Origin of the sequence: Streptomyces pseudogriseolus (assembly GCA_002154585.1) — a bacterium.
GTDB lineage: Bacteria > Actinomycetota > Actinomycetes > Streptomycetales > Streptomycetaceae > Streptomyces > Streptomyces pseudogriseolus.
Window position 1 is genome coordinate 1 of record MUNG01000457.1, and the last position, 20,228, is coordinate 20,228.

Below are 20,228 nucleotides of genomic sequence, written 5' to 3' on the forward strand. Positions count from 1 at the left end.
GGTCCGGCCAGGGCCGGTGCGGGCGGGGTCAGTGCGGGCGGGGTCCGGGCAGCAGGGCCGCGCGCTGCCAGCCGTTGCCGGGGGCCTGCTGCGAGCGGTCGAGGCCGGAGCCGTAGCCGGGCGACCGAAGGGGCCGCATGACCGACTCCAGTTCCCTGCTCACGCGTTCGGCCTCGCGGCGGACCTGTGCGGGCACGTCGCCGCACTCCGCGATGAGTCGGTCGTAGATGGGGGAATCCTGGAACACCCGACAACGTGCCTTTCTGCTCGGCGTCCCCGGTTCGGGGCCGCGACTGCCGAGTGTAGGCGGCCAACGGGGGTGAAGTGGGCGTTCCGGACGTCAGGCTCCCGTCGTGGACCCGGGCCGGACGATCATCAGGACGGTGACGGTCGCCCAGAGCAGGTTGAACACGCCGGTGAACATGGCGAGTTGCACGGTGCTCCGGGGCTCGACCGGCCGGCCCTCGGTCACCTGCGCGACGAGTTCGCCCTGACGGGGGAGCACGAGGGCGATGAGCAGACCCGCGGCCACGGCGGTCAGGAAGACCGAGGTGACGAGCCAGGCGTCGCCCAGGACGCCCATCGCGAGGCCGGTGGCGAGGCCCAGCACCGGTACGAGCGCGCCGAGTCCGGCGTAGACGCGGCAGATGCGGTGGAGCAGCTCCACGGTGCCGGCGGCGCGCGGGCCGGGGTCCGTCCCGTCCGCCGGGGCGGCGCGGCGCGCGGCCGGCGGGAACATGCTGGCGGCGACGGTCACCGGACCGACGGCGACGATGGCGGCCAGGACGTGGAGGGACAGGAGCAGCTTGGTCACCGGGGCTCTTTCGTTGACGGGACGGCGGGACAGCCGTACAGGGGTCGGCGGATGCCGTGATCACGCTAGAGGCCGTCGCGGCGGCCGGACAGCGGCTGGATCGACAGTTCCCCACGGATTCCCGCCAACCGCCCCGACCAGGCGTACCGGGCGTCGGCCCAGGTCCGACCGCATGGCGGGAACCCGTCTACCCTGGCGTTCATGCACTCCGTGGCGATCCTCGTACTCGACGGTGTGGTGCCGTTCGACATGGCGGCCCCCATGCAGGTGTTCGACTTCACGCGACTGCCCGACGGCCGGCATCCGTACCGCGTCCGGCTGTGCGCCGAGCGTCCGGAGGTGGCCGCGGACGGCGGCTTCGCGCTGCGCGTCGAGCGCGGGCTGGAGGCGCTGGCGGACGCCGACACGGTGATCGTGCCGGGGCGCGCCCCGGGCTCCCCGCCGCCCTCGCCCGCGGTGCTGGCGGCGCTGCGGGAGGCCGCCGCGGCGGGCACCCGGATCGCGTCGGTGTGCGTCGGCGCCTTCGTGCTGGCGGAGGCGGGCCTGCTCGACGGGCTGCGCGCCACCACGCACTGGGCGGCGGCCGAGGAGTTCGCGCACGCGTATCCGCGGGTGGAGGTGGAGCCGGACGTGCTCTACGTGGACAACGGGCGGATCCTCACCTCGGCCGGGGCCGCCGCCGCGCTGGACATGTGCCTGCACATGATCCGCCGTGACTTCGGGTCGGCGGTGGCGGCGAACGCCGCGCGGATGTCGGTGATGCCGCTGGAACGGGAGGGCGGGCAGGCCCAGTTCATCGTGCACGAGCATCCGCCGGTGCCGCGCGGCTCGGACCTGGAGCCGCTGCTGGAGTGGATCGAGGACAACCTCGCGCGCGAGGTGACGCTGACCGCGATGGCGGCGCGGGCCGGGATGAGCGAGCGCACCTTCAGCCGCCGCTTCCGCGAGCAGACCGGCACGACGCCGCTCCAGTGGCTGCTGCGGGCCCGGGTGCGGCGCGCCCAGTACCTGCTGGAGTCCGGCGACCACACGGTCGACCGGATCGCCCAGCAGGCCGGGTTCGGCTCGGTCACCGCGTTCCGCGAACGGTTCCGCAAGGTGGTGGGCACGACCCCGGACGCCTATCGGAGGTCGTTCCGGGGCGGGCGGGCCGCGGCCGTCCGCGTGCACGGCCGCTCCCCTGGCTCAGACGGCCAGCGACAGGCCGCCCTCCCCGTCCGCCTCGGGTGACCGGCGGAGGTCCGTCCGGGCCCGGGCGAGCAGGTCGTCAGCGCGTGCGACGGCGTCGTGGATGCTTGTCGTGCCCATCGTCGCGCAGAGCCCGCGGGTGACGTCCGCCAGTTCCCCGGCGACCGCCGCCGCCCGTCCTTCCGCCTGCGCGATCCGCAGCGTCGCATACCGCGTCAGCAGCTGCCTGACGACCTTCGGATCCGGTACGAGCACGTAGCACCCCTCTCGTGTTTTCGCTGCGTATGCCCGAAGACGGCGAAAGCACGCACTTCCCGCGCCCGGCTGATCGAAATTGACCGAAAACATTCGCTCTGCGACCGGACCGTCGGGGCGGACGACCGTTCCCGCCGCGCCCGCTCAGGCCACCTGTCCGCTGTGCAGCGCCGTGTACGCCCCGCCCCGCCGCAGCAGCTCCTCGTGCGTGCCGACCTCCTGGACGGTCCCGTCGGCCATCACCACGATCCGGTCGGCCCCGCGCACCGTGGACAGCCGGTGCGCCACGACGAACGTGGTCCGCCCGCGCAGCAGCCGGGCGAGCGCCTCCTGCACCAGCGCCTCCGAGCGGGTGTCCAGCGCCGACGTCGCCTCGTCCAGCACCAGCACCTTGGGGTCCCGGATCAGCGCGCGGGCGATCGCCAGCCGCTGGCGCTGGCCGCCGGACAGCCGCGCCCCGCGCTCCCCGACGAGGGTGTCCAGGCCCTGGGGCAGCCGGTCGACGAACTCCAGCGCGTTCGCGTCGCGCAGCGCGGCGCGGACCGTCTCCTCGTCCGCGTCGTCCATGCCGTAGGCGACGTTCTCCCGCACGGTGCCGTCGAACAGGATCGACTCCTGGGGCACCACGGACAGGAACCGCCGGTAGGTGCGCAGGTCCAGGGTGTTCATGTCGACGCCGTCGACCAGCAGCCGGCCGGAGGTGGGGCGGATGAACCCGATGACGAGGTTGAGCACCGTGGACTTGCCCGCCCCGGACGCGCCGACCAGGGCGACCGTCTCGCCGGGGGCGACGTCGAGGGTGAAGTCCCGTACGGCCGGGCGGTCGTCGGCGTCGTAGGCGTGCGCGACGCCCTCGAATGTCACCGCGCCGCGCAGCGCGGTGAGTTCGGCCTTGCCCTCGTTGTCCTCCAGCTCCGGCGCCTGGAGCACCTCGCCGACCGAGCGCACGGACTCCAGCCCCTTGGTGATGACCGGGGCCAGACCCGCCAGCGTGGTGGTGGAGTTGGTGAGCGTGGTCAGGAAGGCGCTGAGCATCACGACGTCGCCGGCGGTGACGCCCCACACGTCGTAGTACGACACGAGGGCGGCGCCGGCCAGCACCATCACGCCGACCACGTTGAGGACCACCCAGGCCAGCGAGCCGAACCGGCCGTTGACCAGGTCGAGGCGCATCCCGGAGGTGAGCAGCCGGTCGAGGGTGCCGTGCATGCGGCGCAGCGCCTTGCCCTCCAAGCCGTGGGCGCGGGTGACGGGGATCAGCCGGGTCATCTCGGTCACGCGGGAGGAGAGGGTCTCCACCTCGTGCCGGAAGTGCTCGTTGTGGGTGCGCAGCCGCGCCCTCAGCCGGGCGACGAGCAGGGCCGCGGCGGGCACGACGACGAGGAACACGGGCAGGAACTCGGGGGTGCGGACGCCGATGATGACCAGTCCGCCGGCCAGCACGGTGAGCGCGCCGAGCCCGGTCTCCGCGGTCTGCTGCACCATCTGCTCGACGGTCTCGACGTCCCGGACCACCTTGGCCTGGAGCACGCCCGCGCTGACCCGGGAGTGGTAGCCGATGGAGAGCTGCTGCATGCGCGTGCACAGCGCGGAGCGCAGGGCGGTGCCCATGCGGCGGACGCTGCCGTACAGGAGCCGGACGTACAGCACGTGCAGCGGGTAGTTGACCAGCAGGATCACCAGGATGAAGCCGGTACTGGCCCACAGCCGGGAGACCGGCTGGTGCTGGACGACGGTGTCGATGATCGACGCGGTGATCAGCGGCAGCAGCCAGACGGGGCTGTGCTTGACGGTGAACACGACGACGGCCGCGGCCAGGCGGCCGCGGTCGGCGCGGAACAGGTAGCCGAGCGTGCGCACCGGATGCTCGCCCCGGTAGCGGTGGTCGAGCGGTCTCATCTGCGGCGATGCCATGGACGGTGGTCCCCCCCCTGAGAAGCGTCCTGACAGGCGCCACGAGGAGCGCCTTGGGCAGCGGTTCGAGCAGCGCCCTGCAGAGCGCCCGGCCCGGCGCGGATCCGCCCCCGGGACGGCGCGCGAACGGCGCCCGGCGCCCGTCGGGGGCGCCGGGCGCGGGTGGTGCGGCCGCTTCAGGCCGCGTCGAGCTCCGCGATCTCCTCGGCGCTCAGCGTGAGATCCGCGGCGCGCACGGAGTCCTGGATCGACTCGGGACGGCTCGCGCCCGGGATCGGCACGACGACCGGCGACCTGGCGAGCATCCAGGCCAGGCACACCTGGTGCGCGCTCACCCCGTGCTCCTGCGCCACCCGCGCGAACGGCGCGTAGGAGGAGCCGAGTTCACCGGCCCGGGAGATGCCGCCGAACGGGCTCCAGGGCAGGAAGGCGACACCGAGCTCGTCGCACAGCTCCAGCTCCGGCTCGCTGGAGCGGAAGGCGGGCGAGAACTGGTTCTGCACGGAGACCAGGCGCCCGCCGAGGATCTCCTGGGCCTGACGGATCTGCTCGGGGTTCGCGTTGGAGATGCCCGCCATGCGGATCTTGCCCTCGTCGAGCAGGTCGCGGATCGCGCCGACGGACTCGGCGTACGGGACGCGGGGGTCGGGCCGGTGGAACTGGTAGAGGCCGATCGCCTCCACGCCCAGCCGGCGCAGCGACGCCTCACAGGCCCGCTTCAGGTGGTCGGGGCTGCCGTCGAGGGTCCAGCTGCCGTCGCCGGGCCGCAGATGGCCGCCCTTGGTGGCGACCAGGACGTCACCGCCCCGCTCGTGGGTGGAGAGCGCCTTGGCGATCAGGCTCTCGTTGTGCCCCACCTCTCCGGCGTCCCGGTGGTAGGAGTCCGCGGTGTCGATCAGGGTGACGCCCGCGTCCAGGGCAGCGTGCAGGGTGGCCAGCGAACGGGACTCGTCGGGCCGTCCCTCGATCGACATGGGCATCCCGCCCAGTCCGATCGCGGAGACCTCGACCTCACCGATTCGACGCGTATGCATGTGCGCGGAGCCCCTTCCGGCTGTCGTGCTGGCGATCGTGGGAACGCGTTCCAGCCTCGCCGCCGGGTGCCCGGAAATCCAACAGGGAAATCCGAACGGATTCATCCGGCCGGTCGCTGAATCGACCCCGTCCGCCCCCGGACCTCTTCACCGCGCGTCGGCCCACCCCCGGCGTTACGCTGCGCGGAACCGACCCTTCGCCCCTCACAGGAGGTTCCGATGGCCCCGCTCCTCAATCCGTACCTCAACTTCGACGGGAACGCCCGGGAGGCGATGGAGTACTACAAGGAGGTCTTCGGCGGGGACCTGAACCTGCACACCTTCGGCGAGATGGGCGGCGGCGCCGGTCAGGAGTACGCCGACAAGATCATGCACGGCATGCTCACCACCCCCGACGGCTTCACGATCATGGGCTCGGACGGGCCTCCCGGCATGGAGTACGCCTCCGGCAACAACTTCGCCGTCAGCCTCAGCGGCGAGGAGGAGGACACGCTGCGCCGCTACTGGGAGAAGCTGTCCGACGGGGGCCAGGTGTCGGTGCCGCTGGAGCGGCAGATGTGGGGTGACATCTTCGGGATGTGCACGGACCGGTTCGGCGTCCCGTGGATGGTGAACATCAGCACGCCGCAGGGCTGAGGCGCCGCGCCGAGCGCGGCACTTCGGCGGTTGACACGGCGTCACGGCGGGGATCATCGTGCGATCCGGGCACGCGCCGGCGGTCGCGGCGCGGACGGCGGCCCGGCAGTGGACGACGGCCCGGCGGCGGACAGCGGCCCGGGGAGAGGCGGCGGCATGCGGATCGGACTGCTCGGCACCGGCCCCTGGGCGCGGGCGGCGCACGCCCCCGCGCTGGGCGGGCACCCCGCCCTGGACTTCGTCGGCGTGTGGGGCCGCAGGCCCGAGGCCGCGCGGGAGCTGGCCGCGGTGCACGGTGTCCGGGCGTACGAGGACGTCGACGCGCTGCTCGCCGACGTGGACGCGGTCGCCGTGGCGCTGCCGCCGGCCGTGCAGGCGGAGCTGGCGGTTCGGGCCGCGCGGGCGGGCCGCCATCTGCTGCTGGACAAGCCGCTCGCCACGACGGTGGCGCAGGGGCGCGCGGTCGTGGACGCGGCCGAGGCGGCCGGGGTGGCCTCCGTGGTCTTCTTCACCACCCGCTTCCAGCCCGAGCCGCAGGCCTGGATCGAGGAACAGGCGCGCGTGGGCGGGTGGTTCACCGGGCGCGCGCAGTGGCTGGGCGCGGTGTTCACCGTCGAGGACAACCCGTTCGCCGCCTCGCCCTGGCGGCAGGAGAAGGGCGCGCTGTGGGACGTCGGCCCGCACGCCCTGTCCGTGCTGCTGCCGGTGCTGGGAGAGCCGCGCCGGGTGACGGCGGCGGCGTACGGGCCCGGCGACACCGTGCATATGGTCCTCGACCACACGGGCGGGGCGTCGAGCAGTACGACCCTGAGCCTGACCGCTCCCCCGGCCGCGGCGGGCGCCATGGTGGAGCTGCGGGGCGCGTCCGGGGTGACCACGCTGCCGGAGGCCCGGGGGGACGTGGTTCCGGCGCTCGGCCGGGCCGCGGACGCGTTGATCGCCGCGGCCGGCTCCGGTCAACCGCACCCGTGCGACGCGCGGTTCGCCTGCACGGTGACCCGGATCCTCGCCACCGCGGAGACGCTGCTGCACAGCGGCACCCGCTGAGACGCCGGGCGCGGCTCCCGGGTCGTACACCCTGCGCAGTGCGGCCGGTGCGCTGCGTGTCCGGGCCTCCCGGGCCGGCTTAAACGATCCTTAAGGACCGGTTAAGCGATCGTGCGCGGTTTGTCGTTCAATCAAGTAGGCGCAGGTCAGAGGGGGTCGGGGACAAGTCGGACGCGTTGGCGGACCCGGCCGCGGTCCCTACCATCGGTGCCGCGTGCCGGTCCCGACGCACGGTCTGAGAGCGCTCTCACTCGCCTCCCGGGCCGGCCGGCCGGTGTGCCCACCGCAATCCGCACGAGTACTCTGGAGACCCCCCCACATGACTCCTCGGCACCAGCGCACCCTCGGCCGCCGCAAGCTGCTCTTCGCCCTCGGCGGAGCCGCCGTGGCGCTCCCCGCGGCCGCGGCGATCGCCCCCCACGCCCTCGCCGACCAGTCCGGTGACGGCGGGTCCGGCACCAAGGCGGCCGGCACGCTGCCGCTGACGATCGTCAACAACAACGGCTCCTTCGACAACGCCTCCGTGCACGTGTACGTCGTGGGCAACGCCGACGGCCGTCAGGTCCGCCTCACCCCCGACGGCACGCTCGCCCCGATCGACCTGGCCGACAACGGCGCGGACGGCTTCACGGACTACGCGATCAGCCTCTCCGGCACCGAGACAACGCTGTCGCTGCCGTACATGTCCGGCCGGATCTACGTCGCGCTGGGCGAGAAGCTGAAGTTCAAGGCCGTCGCCGACGGCAACGGCGCGGCCGCGCTGCAGTACCCGGCCGGGTGGGTCTCCTCGGACCCCAACTTCGGCGTGCTGCACGACTGCGCGGAGTTCACCTTCAACTCCGCCGGCATGTTCTGCAACACCACGATGGTCGACATGTTCAGCGTGCCGCTGAGCATCCGCCTCACCGGCTCCAAGGAGCAGACCACGGGCACGGTCCGGGCCGGGGGCCGCGCGGCCGCGTTCGCCGCCGTCAAGCAGGCCGAGGGCTTCGACAAGCTGGTGGTGGACGACACCCGGATCATCGCGCCGGGCCACGGCCTGGACGCCGGGCTGTTCGCCAAGGACTACTTCGCCCCGTACATCGACGAGGTGTGGAGCACCTACACCGGCCGGGACCTGAAGGTCACCACCAACGCCGGCACCTTCACCGGGCGGGTGCGCGGGGACCGGTTCACCTTCGACGGGCCCGCCCAGGTCGCGTTCGGCAAGCCGTCCACCCGCGACGTGCTGTTCTGCGACGGCGCCCTGGCCGCACCCAACGACGGCACCACGGGCCCGGTCGCCGCGATCCTGGGCGCGGGCTTCAACCGCTCGACGCTGCTCAGCCACACCGAGCAGCCGACCGCCGACCCCGCGCAGTTCTACCTGACCGAGCTGACCAACCACTACTCCAAGGCCATGCACGCGGCCACCGAGGACGGCAAGGCGTACGGGTTCGCGTTCGACGACGTGGCGGACTTCGCCTCGTACATCCAGGACACGGCGCCCACCGGACTGCGGCTGACGCTCACGTCCTTCGAGTGAGCGCGGGGAGCAGGTTTCCCGGGGGCGGGGCACGGTACCCCGGCATGCACGGGGAGGCCCCGCACCCGGACGGCCCCGGGCGCCCCACCGCGGGCGCCCGGGACGCTCCGGATGCACGGCGGGCCTCCGCGGTGAAGGCTGAGTACGGGACCCGGCGCCCGGCGCCGGGCCGTACCAGCGATCCGGACCCGAGGAGCCCGAAGATGTCGACGTCCCAGCCCGACGCGTCCCGGCAGAGCGAGGACCGCGCCACCCCGGACAGCCTGCTCCACACCCGCACCGGCGGCGAGGTGTCGCCGGAAGACCTGGTTCTCGCCAGCGGCAAGGACCTCACCCCGCAGAACCTCGAGTGGGCCCGGCGGAAGCTCGCCGAGGAGGGTCCCGCCGCGATGGAGAAGATCCTCCCGTAAGTCACCGCACGGCCCGGTCCCCGCGCCTTCGGCAGCGGGACGCCGTCGGGCCCGGCGCACCGCGCGTGCACCGGGCCCGACGGCGTTGTGCGGACCGGGCGCCGGGGCCTGCCGCCCAGGGCGTGTCCGGCCGCGGGCGCAGGCCCTGCAGCGTCAGAGCCTGCAGATGTGCCGGTCCAGCAGCGGCGGTGCGGCAACGAGCCGGGCCGCCACAGCCTCGAGGGGTGTGGCGGCCCGTGTGTGTGCGGTGTGGTGCGCCGGGCGGAGTCCTAGCGGCGGTCGTCGGGGAGTTCCGTGTCGTCCTCCACGACGTGCATCGCGGCCTCCTCCGCGCCCGCCGCGCCGCCGTCGATGCCGACGTCGTCGGCGACGGACTCCTTGGTGACGTCGGTGTGGGCGCCCTCGTCCGGTGCGACCAGGCGTCCCGCGCGGGCGCCGCCCGCCTCCGGGTCGACCGGCTCGCCCTCGCCGCCCGGCAGGTCGCCCACTCCGTCGCCGGCCGTCGCGTCCGCGTCCGGCACCTCCTGGGCCAGCCGTTCGTCCAGGGTCTCGCCGTCGTGCTGCTCGGCGGCGGTGACGCCGTGCTTGGTGACGCCCACCGCCTTCTCCGGCGGCGAGTAGCCCTCGTCGAGCATGTCGTCGTAGTCCCGCTCGTCGAGGGCGTCCTGCATGTCGAGCGGGGCGCCATCCTCCTGCTGCTCGTTGGTCCCGGTGGGCTGGTAGACGTCGTCCCCCATCGGTTCGGAGCCCATGGCGTCCTCCCTGTCGCGCTGCGTCGGCTCGCGCCGTCCTGGATGTGCGGTCCGCGTTTCCCGTCAGCCGGTGTCTAACCCCGTGAGCCGCCCCACCTGCGGGAAAAGCGCCGGATCTCACTCCCGTGGCGCGTGCGGGCCGGGCGCGACGCGGATCTCGTAGTCCTCGACCCGGTGGACGGGCCAGGTCCGCGCGTAGGCGTTGGGCCTGCCGCCGACGCGGGTGATCTCGGCGACCGGGACGCGCCCGGCGGTGCGCCGGACGTCCGCGGCCGTCATGTTCTCGTTGTTGCCGGCGGTCGCACCGGAGGAGCAGCCGGTGTAGTAGCCGATGGGGATGGACTCGTGGCCGGTGACCAGACAGGGCGGGCGGACGCCGAGCCGGTGCAGCCCCTCGGCGGTGCTCGCCCAGTCCTGCCGGCTCGCGTCGGAGCGGTTCACGGTGTGCACCAGCACGGTCAGCTGCACCGCCAGATGGCCCGCCAGACCCACCGCGACCACCCCTCTCAGCACCGGCCGCCACCGCCCGCGCGGCGCCGTGACCAGGTACCACAGGGCGTCGGCGACGGGCAGCGCGAGCAGCGCGTAGGCGGGCTGGAGGAAGCGCGGCGCCGCGTACTCGATGGTGAACAGGTACGGCAGCGCGGCGGTGACGGCGCAGACCAGCGGGACGACCGTGCGCAGGGCGCGGTGCGCGCGGACGGCGACGACCAGGCCGAGCACCGCGAGCAGCGGCAGCACGAACCACCACAGGGTGACGACCGGGTGGGGCATCTCCCCCGTGCAGGGGCGGCACAGGGCGCGTCCGCCGAGGCTGCGGAGCTGGTCGTCGACGGCCATGTGCAGGCCGAGCCCGCCCTGGATGCGGGACGCCTCGGCCAGCCGTTCGGAGAGGCCGCCGAACGACGTGTACGCCTCGATCACCCAGGGCACGCCGCCCGCCAGCAGGCCGCCCACGAGCGCCGCCAGGAGGCGGGGACGCCGCCATGCCGCCGCGAGGACGAGCAGCGGGACCGAGACCCACACGGCGTCGGTGGGCCGCATCCACGCCATGAGCGCGGCCCCCGCGACGACGGCCCACAGCGTGCCCGCGGACGGGGGGTCCCGGCGGTGGCGCAGGAAGGCGCCCACGGCGATCAGCGCGCCGATCGCGACCCAGTAGTTGGGCATGGCCTGCGGGCCGTAGAAGAGGGTCACCCACAGGAAGGCGAAGAAGGCGCCGGCGGTCACCAGGACGCGGGCCGGGAACAGCCCGCGCCAGACGCGCAGGGCGAGATACAGGCCGAGTCCGGAGAGCAGCGCGAGGTAGATCCGCAGCAGCACGGTGGAGTCGGACCAGGAGGCGACGGGCGCGACGAGCAGGGAGACGCCCCGGGAGCGGGGGGCGCTGAAGAAGGCGGCCGGGTGGTGGGTGGTGACCTGGCTGGTGTAGACGATCTCGTCCCAGCCGAGGCCCAGGGTGGGCCGGACGAGGGCGAGCTGGGCCAGGGTGAAGACGGCGGCGAGCACCGCGAGCGCCCGCGTGTCGCGGGCGGGCCGCGGGCCGGCCGGCCGTGAGCGTTCCTCGCTCCGCCGGGTGACGGTCGGCGGGGCGCCGGCGCCGTGGGTCATCGTCCGTCCTTCGCTGCCGCCGGTGTGGGGTGACGTCTCTCAAGAGCCACATGGGCTCCACGTCTTGAGGAATACGGATAAGGGGGAATCATGGCCAAAGCTAACCCGGAGTGGTGGGCGGCGCAGGCGATATACGGCCGCGCGCCGTAGGAGTGCGCCCCTCACGCACCGACGGTGCGCGGCCGTCACGCGTCGCCGCCCCGGAGTTCCGACAGGTCGCCGACGACCCGGTCGGCGCCGTGCGCGTACAGGGCAGCGGCCTGTCCGACGCGGTCCACGCCGACGACATGGCCGAACCCTCCGGCGCGTCCGGCGTCCATGCCGGCCAGCGCGTCCTCGAACACCGCGGCCCGGGCGGGCTCCACGCCCAGCTCGCGGGCGGCGGCGAGGAAGGTGTCGGGCGCGGGCTTGCCCGGCAGGCCGCGCTCGGCGGCGACCACCCCGTCGACCCGTACGTCGAACAGGTCCTCGGCGTCGATCGAGTGCAGCACGTCACGGCAGTTGGCGCTGGAGGAGACGATGGCGGTGCGCAGGCCGCGGGCGCGGACGGCGCGCAGATAGCGCAGGGTGCTGTCGTAGGGCTCCACGCCGTCGGTGCGGATCCGTGCCAGCAGCAGCTCGTTCTTGCGGTTGCCCAGCCCGTGCACGGTGGCGGCGGCCGGCGGGTCGTCAGGGGCGCCCTCGGGCAGCCGGACGCCCCGCGAGCCGAGGAAGGCGCGCACCCCGTCGGCGCGCGGCCTGCCGTCCACGTAGGCGTCGTAGTCGGCGGCGGTGAACGGCGTGAAGCCCTCGCCGTCCCGCTCGCGCAGGAAGGCGTCGAACATCTCCTTCCACGCGGCGGCGTGCACCACGGCCGTGTTCGTCACCACGCCGTCGAGGTCGAAGAGGCACGCCTCGATGCCGTCGGGCAGGCCCAGATCCGTCATACCGTCACGGTTCCCCGTGCGGGGCGGGATCGGGAGCGGCGCGGGCCGCACGGGTGGCGGGGTGCGGCCTTCCGGGTGACACACTCTGCTCTGTGGAGCTGACCTTCGACGACCTTCTCCGCCGCGCCCGCGCCCTCCCCCGGGACGGGCGGCGCGCGGTCCTCGGCATCGCCGGAAGCCCCGGCGCGGGCAAGTCCACGCTCGCCGAACGCCTGGTGCGCGCGCTGAACGGCTCCGGGGAGCCGTGGGCGGCGCACGTCCCCATGGACGGCTTCCACCTGGCCGACGCGGAGCTGGAGCGGCTGGGCCGCCGGGACCGCAAGGGCGCCCCCGACACCTTCGACGCGGCCGGGTACGCGGCCCTGCTGCGGCGGCTGCGGGACGAGGACGCGGCCGGCGAGGTCGTGTACGCGCCCGGCTTCGAGCGGGAGCTGGAACAGCCGCTGGCCGGGGCGATCCCCGTGCTCCCCGCCGCGCGCCTGGTCGTCACGGAGGGCAACTACCTGCTGCTGGACACCGGCGCGTGGGCGCGGGTACGCCCGCTGCTGGACGAGGTGTGGTTCTGCGCGGCGGACGAGGAGCGCCGGGTGCGGCGGCTGATCGCCCGTCATGAGCGGTTCGGCAAGTCGCACGAGGACGCGGTCGCCTGGGTGGAGCGCTCCGACGAGCGCAACGCGGCCCTGGTGGCGGCGACCCGGGACCGCGCGGACCTGGTGGTGCCGGTGGAGCGGTTGGCGTGACGTCCGCGGAGACGCCGGGCCGCCGCGCACCTGGGCTTCCGTCGGCGCCGGGAGCGGGACGCACGGTGCGTCAGGTGACGGCGTGGGCGCGACGGTGGTGGGTGCCCGTGCTGGTCACCCTGCTGCTGGGGCAGATGGCCGTGGCGATGGTGACGGCCGCCGTCCGGCAGACGCCCACGATCGACGAGCCAGTCTACGTGGGCACGGCCGCGGTCTACCTGGACGAGCACAGTCTCCGCTTCAACCCCGAGCATCCGCCGCTCGGCAAGCTGGTGATCGCCGCCGGGGTGGCGGTCGCCGATCCGCGCCTGGAGCCGGGGTTCGAAGGCGACCAGACCGCGCTGGGGCGGCGGTTGCTGTACGAGTCGGGCAACGACCCGTGGCAGGTGATGTTCTGGGCGCGCCTGCCGGTGATCGTGCTGACGCTGGGGTTCGGGCTGGTGGTGTTCGCGTTCGCGCGCGAACTGGCCGGGCGCGCGGGCGCGTCGGTGGCGCTCGCGCTCTACGCCCTCTCCCCCGACGTGATCGCGCACGGCTCGCTGGCGACCCTGGACGTCCCGGCGGCCGGGTTCGTGCTGACGTCGGCCTGGCTGCTGTGGCGGGCGCGATCGCGGCCACGCCTGTACGTGCCGCTCGCCGGCGCGGCGTTCGGGGCGGCGCTGGCCACGAAGATGAGCGTGCTGCCCGCGCTGCCGGTGCTGGTGCTCGTCGCCGCCGTGTCGGTGTGGTGCGCCGCTCCCCGCCGGGTGCTGCGGGCGGTCGCCGGGGGCGCGGTGTTCGCGCTGACCGCGTGCGCCGCCGTGTGGGTGGCGTACCTGGCCGTCGATCCCCGGCTGCGCTGGGGTCCCCCGCAGCACATCCCCTCGGTCGGCGGGCTGCGCGGCCTCACCGTGCACCTCCTGCCGCTTCCCGAGCCGTTCCGGGACGGCATGCGGCTCCAGTTCGGTCTGGAGAACCGGCCCTGGCAGGGCTTCCTCTTCGGGCGGCTCTACACCGGGTCGCTCTGGTACTACCTGCCGGCCGCGCTGCTGGTGAAGACACCGCTGGGCGCGCTGGCACTGTGGACGGCGGGCGCGGTGACGGTGACGGCCCTGCGCCCGCTGCGGCCCGCCGCGCCGTATCTGCTGGCGGCGCCCGCGGTGCTGCTGGCCGCGGCCATGTACGGGTCGCGGGACTTCGGCACCCGGTACGCGGTGTTCCTGCCGATGTTCCTCGCGGTGGCAGCCGGGTGCGTGGTCCTGGTGCGCCGGCGGTGGACGCCGGCGGTGACGGCCGCGCTGGCGGTGTTCGTCGCGGTGAGCTCGCTGCGGACGTTCCCCTTCTATCTCCCGTACTCCAACGAGGCGTTCGGCGGGCCGGAGCGGACCCGGTACCGGCTCCACGACTCCAACGTCGACTGGGGCCAGGACCTCGGCCGGCTCGCCGACCGGCTGAAGGAGCGGTACCGGGGCGAGCCGGTCTGGCTGGTCTACAAGGGGGCGGGGGTGCCCGCGTACTACGGGATCGACGCCCGCGATCCGCGCCGGGCGGCGCCGGACGCGGTGCACGGCGTGCTGGTGGTGTCGGACTCCGCGGCGGCCAAGGCGACCGGGCGGCTGGCCGAACTCATCGACAACAGCAGGCGGATCGACGACGTGGGTCACTCGATCACGCTCTACCGGCGATGAGGGCGCGGCGACCGGGGGCCCCGGTCGTCCCGAGCTCAGCCGTCCGCGGGACGGGCGGCGCGCCGGAAACCGACCGCGCTCACGTGCCGCATCACCGTACTGACCACGCGGTAGCGGCCGTTGGGCACCTCGGCGGAGCGGCGGACGTGCACGGTGAGCGGGCCCGCCCACTCGTAGCCGTTGCGGGCGGCGTGCCGGGCCAGCCGGTCGGTGAGCATCTGGCCCACGCTGTCGCCGCGCCGGGTCAGCTCCTCGTGCACGGGCGCGGACAGTTCGACGTCGTAGGCGTTGGGGACCATCACCCGCCCCGCGCGGCACACCACCGCGTTGCTGTCGCACTCGCGCCGCAGCGCGTCGACGAGTTCGAGCGGATCACGCCCGGACATCCGCGCCCACAGGGCCTCCCATCGGTTCTCCAGTGCCGTTTCCAGCGCGCTGAGGGCGCTCATGCTGTCACCTGCCGAAACTCGGTCGCGTCGGGACGGGGCGGGGGGCGCGGCGGGCATGGCGTTCGGACCAGGCCGCGCGGCCGGGGACCGGCCGGTCCCCGTGCCCGCGGCGTGATCCGAGCGGCACGCCCTACCGCTCCTCGTAGTCGTCGGGCTTGATCTCGGCCTCCTCCAGCGCCTCGCGCATGGTCCGGCCGGTGCCGCCCTGCGTCTGCGCGTCACCCTCGCGCCGCTGCTCGAGGGTCTCGTCGGTGTCGTGCGTCTTGGGCCGGTTCTCCTCGGGGACGGTCATGTCCGCGGTGCTCCTCGTCTTGCGGGGGGGGGGTTGGCGATGTCGCTGAGCGGCCGTGCCGCTGTACGGCGTCGAGTCGCCGGGTTCCCTGAGCGGGCGGGGATATCCCCCGGGAAGCGGGGGCGATCTTCCGTGGCCGGTCTCCGTCGCCGACCACGCTGGTCGCAGGAGGGGTTCGGCTATGTTGAACCCTCGTGGGAGACAAGGGAGGCGCACCGGTGCCATCGCCGCAGCAGGCACGCGCACAGGCATCCGCGATCACCTCGGCCAAGGCGGGTGAGGAGACGGAGCCGTCCCCCACGGCCCAGCTCCGCGCCCTCTTCGACAAACCCCGGCTCTCCCCCGGACAGCGGCGCATCGCGCAGTACCTGATCGAGCACATCGCCGAGGCGGCGTTCCTGTCGATCACGGATCTCGCCGACCGGGTCGGGGTGAGCCAGCCCTCGGTGACCCGGTTCGCGTCGGCGGTCGGGTTCAGCGGCTACCCGGCGCTGCGGGAGAAGCTCCAGTCGATCACGCTCGGCACCCGTTCCGGCGGCGCCGGCCCGGCCGAGGAGCACCGGGGCAACGAACTCCAGGCGGCGGTGGACGCCGAGATCGAGAACCTGGAGAACCTGCGCCGCGACCTCGCCGACACCGGCCGCGTCATCGAGGTGGGCCGCGCCCTGTCGGCCTCCACCCCGCTGACCGTCCTGGGCCTGCGCATCTCCGTGTCGCTGGCCGAGTACTTCGCGTACGCCGCGCGCCGGATCCACCCGGACGTGCGGCTGGTGACGCTCGGCGGCAGCGTGGCCTACGACGCCCTGCTGCAGTCGCGGGAGGCGGGCGGGACCTGGGTGCTGGCGTTCTCCATGCCGCGGCACGCCCAGGAGACGCTGACGGCGGTGCGGGTGGCGCGCAGCGCCGGGCTGAAGGTCGCGCTGATCACCGACCTGGCGCTGGGGCCGCTGGTGGACGAGGTGGACGTCGCCTTCGCGACCGGCACCGGGTCCCGCCTGGTCTTCGACTCGTACGCGGCGCCCGGCGTGATGTGCGCGGCGCTGCTCCAGGCGATGACGGACGCCGACCCGGAGCGCACGCAGGCGCGGCTCGAGGACTACGAGCAGGTCGCCGACGAGCACCAGTTCTTCCTGCGGGACTGAGTCCCCGATTCGGTACGGCCCGGGGCGGGAACGGCTCGCGGCGCGCACCTCACGCGCTTTCGATACGGCATGAATGTTTTCATGCGTCTTGCCAAGCGGACGGCATATATAAATACTGCTCACGGATCGCCGCCCGGGCCGCTCCCGGACCGCGTTCCGCTCACCGCACCCACCCCGCACGGACGCCCGGGGCCGCCGGCCTCCACCCGCATCGGCGGCCAGGGTGTTCGGCCGGGCTTCCCCTGCCCGGCCAACCGTGGCGGTCCCGGTCATCCCCTAGACCGGGGCCGCCCCACCTCGTCGCCCGTGCCGGCGACGCCGTACACCCGGAAGCGAAGAACATGCCTCTGACGTCCACGCGCCTCGGACCCGACTGGCCCTGCCAGGTCAAGACCCCCGGGAGCTACGACTGGGAACGCTCGGCCGTCAAATGGCTGCGCGAGCTGGTGCCCGCGCGCTACGCGAGCTACCCGGCGTTCGTCCGGCACCCCGTACTGCTCGCCCGGCACGCCCAGATCCAGGTCGAGAACGAGATACGGGTGGCGCGCACCGCGCTCCAGACCGCCCGCGCGGACCTGCCCCGGCTGGGGCTGCACGAAGGCGCCATCGAACACGCGATCAAGCTGTACGCCGCCGAGCTGATGCAGCTCCAGCACATCGCGCGGAGCGTGCGCGCGGTCACCAGGGCCCTGGGCGAGAGCGCCCGCTGACCGCGCCCGGCCCGGCAGTCGCGCTCCCGGCCCCGCACAGCCTGCGCACGGAGCGCGCGGACCCCGTACACCTTGCGTACGCGCCCGCCCGGCCCGTGCCGTCCCCGTAGGGCGCCTGCCGGCCCCGCGCGGGCGCGCCCGGACCACCGCGTCCCGTCCCCGTCCCGGACCGGAGACGACAAGCAGGTCAACGAATACACGCAGGTGTGCGATGCTCGGTGCGTGAAGAGCGATCGCTTTGCCCCGACCACGTCCGGCACGGTCCCGGACGTGGTCGAGCTGGCGAGGGTCGTCGCCCAGCAGCGCGCCGAGATGGACAGGCTTGGGGAGCATGCCGCCACGACGGTCGTCGTGGAGCGCGCCAAGGGCGTCGTGATGGCTCTGGCCGGCTGCACCGCGGACGCGGCCGAGGAGACCCTGTACCAGCGGGCCAAGGCCGCCGGGCGCACCGCGCTGGAGGAGTGCTGGGTCACGCTGGGCGAGCTGACGCCCGCCCGCCCCAGCGACGACGCGGACGCGCCGCGCACGCGGGACGGCAACGGGTCCGCGACGGCTGCCGCCTCCAGCCCGTCCGCCGACGACGCCCCGGCGCCCTTCGCCGCGCCCGACGACGTCGCCGACGCCCTGAGCCGCCTCGGCCGTGCCCTGGTCCACGTGGACACGCACCAGGCCCTGGCCCAGTGCCTTCTGAACCACCTCGTCCCGGAGCTGGACGCGGAGTCGGTGATGATCTACGTACGCCGGTCGGGCGGCGGCCTGGAACTGTCCGGGTACGCCGGCATCGACGACGGGCTGGCCGCCCGCTGGCGCCATGTGCCGCCCTTCAGCGGGATGGCCGTGGTGGACGCCCTGCAGACCGGTGAGCCTCGCTGGCTGGAGCACTTCTCCGAGGACAGCAGACGCTATCTGCTCATCGGTGAGCCGCCCGAACGATGGCAGTCCCGGGTCTGGCTGCCGCTGCGCGCCTGGGACGGCTCCGACGTGTGCATCGGCGTGCTGCGCGGACGTCCGGGCGCCTTCACCTCGCATGACCGCACGCATCTGCGGGGCGTCGTCCGGCTGTGCGCGGGCCGGCTGCGCAGCTTGACCTCGTCGTCGGTCAAGCTGCACGAGGCCGACACGAACGCCGTCCGGTCGCTGTTCGCGGCGCTGCCGGTCCCGGCGATGCTGCTGACTCCTGTCACCTCGTCCTCCGGTGACGTGGAGGACTTCCGCGTCGACGCCGCCACCGCCCAGGCGGCCGACCTCCTCGGCGGCTCCTCCGGCGACCCGACCGGGCGGCGGCTGCGCGAGGTGCGGCCCGGCCTCACGGACCTGCCGGTGTGGCAGGGCTGCCTCAGCGCCCTGGCGGGCGGCGGGCCGTACGAGAGCGAGCCGTTCGCGCACCAGCAGTCCGTCGACGGCGTCCTGGAGCTGGCCACCTACTCGGTGCGGGTGACCCGCCTGGAGGACGCGCTGGTGGTCGCCTGGCTGCGGCACGACTCCTCGGACCGGCAGGAGCAGCGGCTTGCGGAGCTCCAGCGGCTGGGCAATGTCGGCTGGGCCAACTGGAACCTGGCGCGGGACGAGTCGTCCTGGTCGGCGCAGGTCTTCACGATCCTCGACCGGGACCCGGCGGACGGTCCCGTCCGGCTCGACGGCGTCCCCGGGCTCGCGCTGCCCGAGGACCGGCCGGCGCTGCGGTCCGCCGTCGAGGCCCTGCTGCGCGAGGGCCGGCCGTTCGACACGTCGTTCCGGATCTCCGGCCGGAGCGGCGTACGGCATCTGCGGCTGGTCGCCGAGGTGGTGGCGGACGGCCACGGCACCCCGTTCGAGGTGCACGGGGTCGTGCAGGACCTGACCGCGCGGCGCCGGGCGGAACTGGCGCTGGTGGAGAGCGAGCGGGCGATCCTCACCCAGCACGACGTGCTCCAGTCGGAGCGCATCCTCGTGGCCAGGCTCCAGAACGCGCTGCTGCCGCTGCCCGACAAGGTGATCGACCTGTCCGGGCTGCGCGTCGAAGTCGCGTACCTGCCCGCGCAGGCCGGCATCCATGTCGGCGGGGACTGGTTCAGCGCGGTGGAGCTGCCCGACGGGGACTCCCTGTTCGTCATCGGGGACGTGGCCGGCCACGGCGTGGACGCGGTCGCCACGATGGCGCAGCTGCGCTTCACCGCGAAGGGCATGGTCAGCACCGGCTCGTCGCTCACGGGCGCGCTGTCCCGGCTCAACTCGCTGCTGCTGCACTCCCGGGACCCGCACGGCACGGCGACGATGGTCATCGCCCGCTACCACGCGGAGGACCGCCGGCTGGTGTGGGCGCAGGCCGGCCACACGCCGCCTCTGCTGCTGCGCGACGGCGCGGCGACGTACCTGCGCCGCCCCCGGGGCATACTGCTGGGCGCGACACTGGACCCGCACTTCGAGGAGGCCGAGCACCGTCTCGAACCGGGCGACCGGCTGCTCATGTACACCGATGGCCTGGTCGAACGCGCCCCGGAGAACATCGACGTCGGTCTCGCCCGCCTGGCCGACGCGGCAGCCGCCCACCCGGAGCACACCCCCGGCTCCCTGGGCACGCTCCTGGACGTGATGCTGGAGGACGAACGCCGGGACGACGTGTGCGTACTGGACATCCGCGTGCCGCGGGACCTTTGAGGGGGGTGGGCGCGGCCCGGTCCCGACGTCGCAGTGGTGACCTCCGCGAGGCCGGAGACCGGTGCGCGGTCACGCTTCCGGACGGCCCAGGCGCCGGAGGGCGCTCACTCCCCCCCCCCGGCGGAGCCGGGGCTCCGCCGGGCGAGACCTCGGCGTGAGCCGGGCACCGTAGGCCGGCCTACACCGTGTCCCCGCCCTCCTCCCCGCCCGTGCGGCTTTCCAGGGCCTGGCGGGTGTCGTCGCCGTAGACGCCTGTCTCGTCGCCGCGGATGCCGTACCAGAGCTGGAAGCGGGCGACCGCTGCGCGGAGTGTGGCGTCGTAGCGGCCGTCGGTCGGGCCGTCGCGGTAGACGTCGGGGATGCGCAGCAGGCGTTCCTGGAGTGCGGCCACCTCGGGGCCGAAGTCGCCCTCGCGCAGGAAGCCGTCCTCGGCGGGGGCGGCCGTGCGCGAGGGCGTGGGAGCGGTGGCGGTGGGGGCC

At 74.0% G+C, this 20,228-nt stretch carries 21 protein-coding genes; 10 read left to right on the plus strand and 11 right to left on the minus strand.

The window, feature by feature from the left end:
• Window positions 1–28: 28 nt before the first annotated feature.
• Both CCN29_RS30775 and CCN29_RS30780 read right to left on the minus strand, forming a co-directional pair.
• Window positions 29–247 carry a hypothetical protein gene (locus tag CCN29_RS30775; protein ID WP_086685798.1) on the minus strand — a complete coding sequence of 73 codons (219 nt, stop codon included), beginning with the start codon at window positions 245–247 and terminating at the stop codon, window positions 29–31.
• A 93-nt stretch (window positions 248–340) separates the two neighbouring features.
• Complete coding sequence (locus tag CCN29_RS30780) at window positions 341–814, minus strand: hypothetical protein (protein ID WP_006132978.1); 474 nt, start codon at window positions 812–814, stop codon at window positions 341–343.
• 201 nt (window positions 815–1,015) lie between these two features.
• On the opposite strand from CCN29_RS30780, the gene CCN29_RS30785 reads away from it, so the two are divergent.
• Window positions 1,016–2,044, plus strand: a complete 1,029-nt coding sequence (locus tag CCN29_RS30785) for a GlxA family transcriptional regulator (RefSeq protein ID WP_086685799.1) — start codon at window positions 1,016–1,018, stop codon at window positions 2,042–2,044.
• Here the strand turns inward: CCN29_RS30785 and CCN29_RS30790 are convergent.
• The 3 genes from CCN29_RS30790 to CCN29_RS30800 form a co-directional block, all read right to left on the minus strand.
• Window positions 2,000–2,257 (minus strand): DUF5133 domain-containing protein, encoded by a 258-nt coding sequence (locus CCN29_RS30790; protein WP_006132976.1) that lies wholly within the window; start codon window positions 2,255–2,257, stop codon window positions 2,000–2,002. The genes CCN29_RS30785 and CCN29_RS30790 overlap by 45 nt on opposite strands.
• A gap of 144 nt (window positions 2,258–2,401) precedes the next feature.
• Entirely contained in the window at window positions 2,402–4,171 is a 1,770-nt protein-coding gene (locus CCN29_RS30795) for an ABC transporter ATP-binding protein (protein WP_031063236.1), read from the minus strand.
• A 176-nt stretch (window positions 4,172–4,347) separates the two neighbouring features.
• On the minus strand, window positions 4,348–5,205 hold the full coding sequence (locus CCN29_RS30800; protein ID WP_031063233.1) for an aldo/keto reductase: 858 nt from the start codon (window positions 5,203–5,205) through the stop codon (window positions 4,348–4,350).
• Window positions 5,206–5,424: 219 nt separating this feature from the next.
• On the opposite strand from CCN29_RS30800, the gene CCN29_RS30805 reads away from it, so the two are divergent.
• The 4 genes from CCN29_RS30805 (at window position 5,425) to CCN29_RS30820 (ending at window position 8,823) form a co-directional block, all read left to right on the plus strand.
• Window positions 5,425–5,841 carry a VOC family protein gene (locus CCN29_RS30805; RefSeq protein ID WP_086685800.1) on the plus strand — a complete coding sequence of 139 codons (417 nt, stop codon included), beginning with the start codon at window positions 5,425–5,427 and terminating at the stop codon, window positions 5,839–5,841.
• Between the two features lie 156 nt (window positions 5,842–5,997).
• Window positions 5,998–6,888 carry a Gfo/Idh/MocA family protein gene (locus tag CCN29_RS30810; protein ID WP_086685814.1) on the plus strand — a complete coding sequence of 297 codons (891 nt, stop codon included), beginning with the start codon at window positions 5,998–6,000 and terminating at the stop codon, window positions 6,886–6,888.
• A 319-nt stretch (window positions 6,889–7,207) separates the two neighbouring features.
• Window positions 7,208–8,413 (plus strand): beta-1,3-glucanase family protein, encoded by a 1,206-nt coding sequence (locus CCN29_RS30815; RefSeq protein WP_086685801.1) that lies wholly within the window; start codon window positions 7,208–7,210, stop codon window positions 8,411–8,413.
• Window positions 8,414–8,616: 203 nt separating this feature from the next.
• The gene (locus tag CCN29_RS30820) at window positions 8,617–8,823 is read left to right on the plus strand and encodes a hypothetical protein (RefSeq protein WP_006132967.1); all 207 of its coding nucleotides are present in this window, start codon (window positions 8,617–8,619) and stop codon (window positions 8,821–8,823) included.
• A 269-nt stretch (window positions 8,824–9,092) separates the two neighbouring features.
• Here the strand turns inward: CCN29_RS30820 and CCN29_RS30825 are convergent, their stop codons facing one another.
• The 3 genes from CCN29_RS30825 to CCN29_RS30835 form a co-directional block, all read right to left on the minus strand.
• Window positions 9,093–9,575, minus strand: a complete 483-nt coding sequence (locus CCN29_RS30825) for a DUF5709 domain-containing protein (RefSeq protein WP_086685802.1) — start codon at window positions 9,573–9,575, stop codon at window positions 9,093–9,095.
• A 117-nt stretch (window positions 9,576–9,692) separates the two neighbouring features.
• Window positions 9,693–11,186, minus strand: coding sequence for a hypothetical protein (locus CCN29_RS30830; protein WP_086685804.1), 1,494 nt, complete (start codon window positions 11,184–11,186; stop codon window positions 9,693–9,695).
• A gap of 185 nt (window positions 11,187–11,371) precedes the next feature.
• Complete coding sequence (locus CCN29_RS30835; RefSeq protein WP_006132964.1) at window positions 11,372–12,112, minus strand: HAD family hydrolase; 741 nt, start codon at window positions 12,110–12,112, stop codon at window positions 11,372–11,374.
• A 92-nt stretch (window positions 12,113–12,204) separates the two neighbouring features.
• On the opposite strand from CCN29_RS30835, the gene CCN29_RS30840 reads away from it, so the two are divergent.
• Both CCN29_RS30840 and CCN29_RS30845 read left to right on the plus strand, forming a co-directional pair.
• Window positions 12,205–12,852 carry a nucleoside/nucleotide kinase family protein gene (locus tag CCN29_RS30840; RefSeq protein ID WP_031063222.1) on the plus strand — a complete coding sequence of 216 codons (648 nt, stop codon included), beginning with the start codon at window positions 12,205–12,207 and terminating at the stop codon, window positions 12,850–12,852.
• Between the two features lie 134 nt (window positions 12,853–12,986).
• A complete protein-coding gene (locus CCN29_RS30845) occupies window positions 12,987–14,519 on the plus strand; it encodes an ArnT family glycosyltransferase (protein ID WP_442538577.1) in 1,533 nt (510 codons plus the stop codon).
• A gap of 35 nt (window positions 14,520–14,554) precedes the next feature.
• On the opposite strand, the gene CCN29_RS30850 is transcribed toward CCN29_RS30845, so the two are convergent.
• Both CCN29_RS30850 and CCN29_RS36425 read right to left on the minus strand, forming a co-directional pair.
• Entirely contained in the window at window positions 14,555–14,968 is a 414-nt protein-coding gene (locus CCN29_RS30850; RefSeq protein WP_006132961.1) for a DUF3662 domain-containing protein, read from the minus strand.
• Between the two features lie 130 nt (window positions 14,969–15,098).
• Window positions 15,099–15,260 (minus strand): hypothetical protein, encoded by a 162-nt coding sequence (locus CCN29_RS36425; protein WP_167334624.1) that lies wholly within the window; start codon window positions 15,258–15,260, stop codon window positions 15,099–15,101.
• Window positions 15,261–15,478: 218 nt separating this feature from the next.
• On the opposite strand from CCN29_RS36425, the gene CCN29_RS30855 reads away from it, so the two are divergent.
• The 3 genes from CCN29_RS30855 to CCN29_RS30865 all read left to right on the plus strand — a co-directional run bounded on the left by CCN29_RS30855 (window position 15,479) and on the right by CCN29_RS30865 (window position 19,749).
• Window positions 15,479–16,402, plus strand: a complete 924-nt coding sequence (locus CCN29_RS30855; protein WP_006132960.1) for a MurR/RpiR family transcriptional regulator — start codon at window positions 15,479–15,481, stop codon at window positions 16,400–16,402.
• A gap of 341 nt (window positions 16,403–16,743) precedes the next feature.
• Window positions 16,744–17,112 (plus strand): hypothetical protein, encoded by a 369-nt coding sequence (locus CCN29_RS30860; RefSeq protein WP_006132959.1) that lies wholly within the window; start codon window positions 16,744–16,746, stop codon window positions 17,110–17,112.
• Between the two features lie 222 nt (window positions 17,113–17,334).
• Window positions 17,335–19,749 carry a SpoIIE family protein phosphatase gene (locus CCN29_RS30865; protein ID WP_228730925.1) on the plus strand — a complete coding sequence of 805 codons (2,415 nt, stop codon included), beginning with the start codon at window positions 17,335–17,337 and terminating at the stop codon, window positions 19,747–19,749.
• A gap of 178 nt (window positions 19,750–19,927) precedes the next feature.
• Here the strand turns inward: CCN29_RS30865 and CCN29_RS30870 are convergent.
• A partial coding sequence (locus CCN29_RS30870) for a peptidoglycan-binding domain-containing protein (protein ID WP_143661417.1) occupies window positions 19,928–20,228 on the minus strand: 301 nt, incomplete at its 5' end.

Excerpts from the sequence above, each read along its gene's own strand:
- CCN29_RS30810 (WP_086685814.1), top strand. The coding sequence starts at position 5,998 with ATGCGGATCGGACTGCTCGGCACCGGCCCCTGGGCGCGGGCGGCGCAC.
- CCN29_RS30830 (WP_086685804.1), bottom strand. The coding sequence starts at position 11,186 with ATGACCCACGGCGCCGGCGCCCCGCCGACCGTCACCCGGCGGAGCGAG.
- CCN29_RS30785 (WP_086685799.1), top strand. The coding sequence starts at position 1,016 with ATGCACTCCGTGGCGATCCTCGTACTCGACGGTGTGGTGCCGTTCGAC.
- CCN29_RS30845 (WP_442538577.1), top strand. The coding sequence starts at position 12,987 with ATGGCCGTGGCGATGGTGACGGCCGCCGTCCGGCAGACGCCCACGATC.
- CCN29_RS30800 (WP_031063233.1), bottom strand. The coding sequence starts at position 5,205 with ATGCATACGCGTCGAATCGGTGAGGTCGAGGTCTCCGCGATCGGACTG.
- CCN29_RS30835 (WP_006132964.1), bottom strand. The coding sequence starts at position 12,112 with ATGACGGATCTGGGCCTGCCCGACGGCATCGAGGCGTGCCTCTTCGAC.
- CCN29_RS30815 (WP_086685801.1), top strand. The coding sequence starts at position 7,208 with ATGACTCCTCGGCACCAGCGCACCCTCGGCCGCCGCAAGCTGCTCTTC.
- CCN29_RS30820 (WP_006132967.1), top strand. The coding sequence starts at position 8,617 with ATGTCGACGTCCCAGCCCGACGCGTCCCGGCAGAGCGAGGACCGCGCC.
- CCN29_RS30805 (WP_086685800.1), top strand. The coding sequence starts at position 5,425 with ATGGCCCCGCTCCTCAATCCGTACCTCAACTTCGACGGGAACGCCCGG.
- CCN29_RS36425 (WP_167334624.1), bottom strand. The coding sequence starts at position 15,260 with ATGACCGTCCCCGAGGAGAACCGGCCCAAGACGCACGACACCGACGAG.
- CCN29_RS30860 (WP_006132959.1), top strand. The coding sequence starts at position 16,744 with ATGCCTCTGACGTCCACGCGCCTCGGACCCGACTGGCCCTGCCAGGTC.
- CCN29_RS30825 (WP_086685802.1), bottom strand. The coding sequence starts at position 9,575 with ATGGGCTCCGAACCGATGGGGGACGACGTCTACCAGCCCACCGGGACC.
- CCN29_RS30795 (WP_031063236.1), bottom strand. The coding sequence starts at position 4,171 with ATGGCATCGCCGCAGATGAGACCGCTCGACCACCGCTACCGGGGCGAG.
- CCN29_RS30850 (WP_006132961.1), bottom strand. The coding sequence starts at position 14,968 with ATGAGCGCCCTCAGCGCGCTGGAAACGGCACTGGAGAACCGATGGGAG.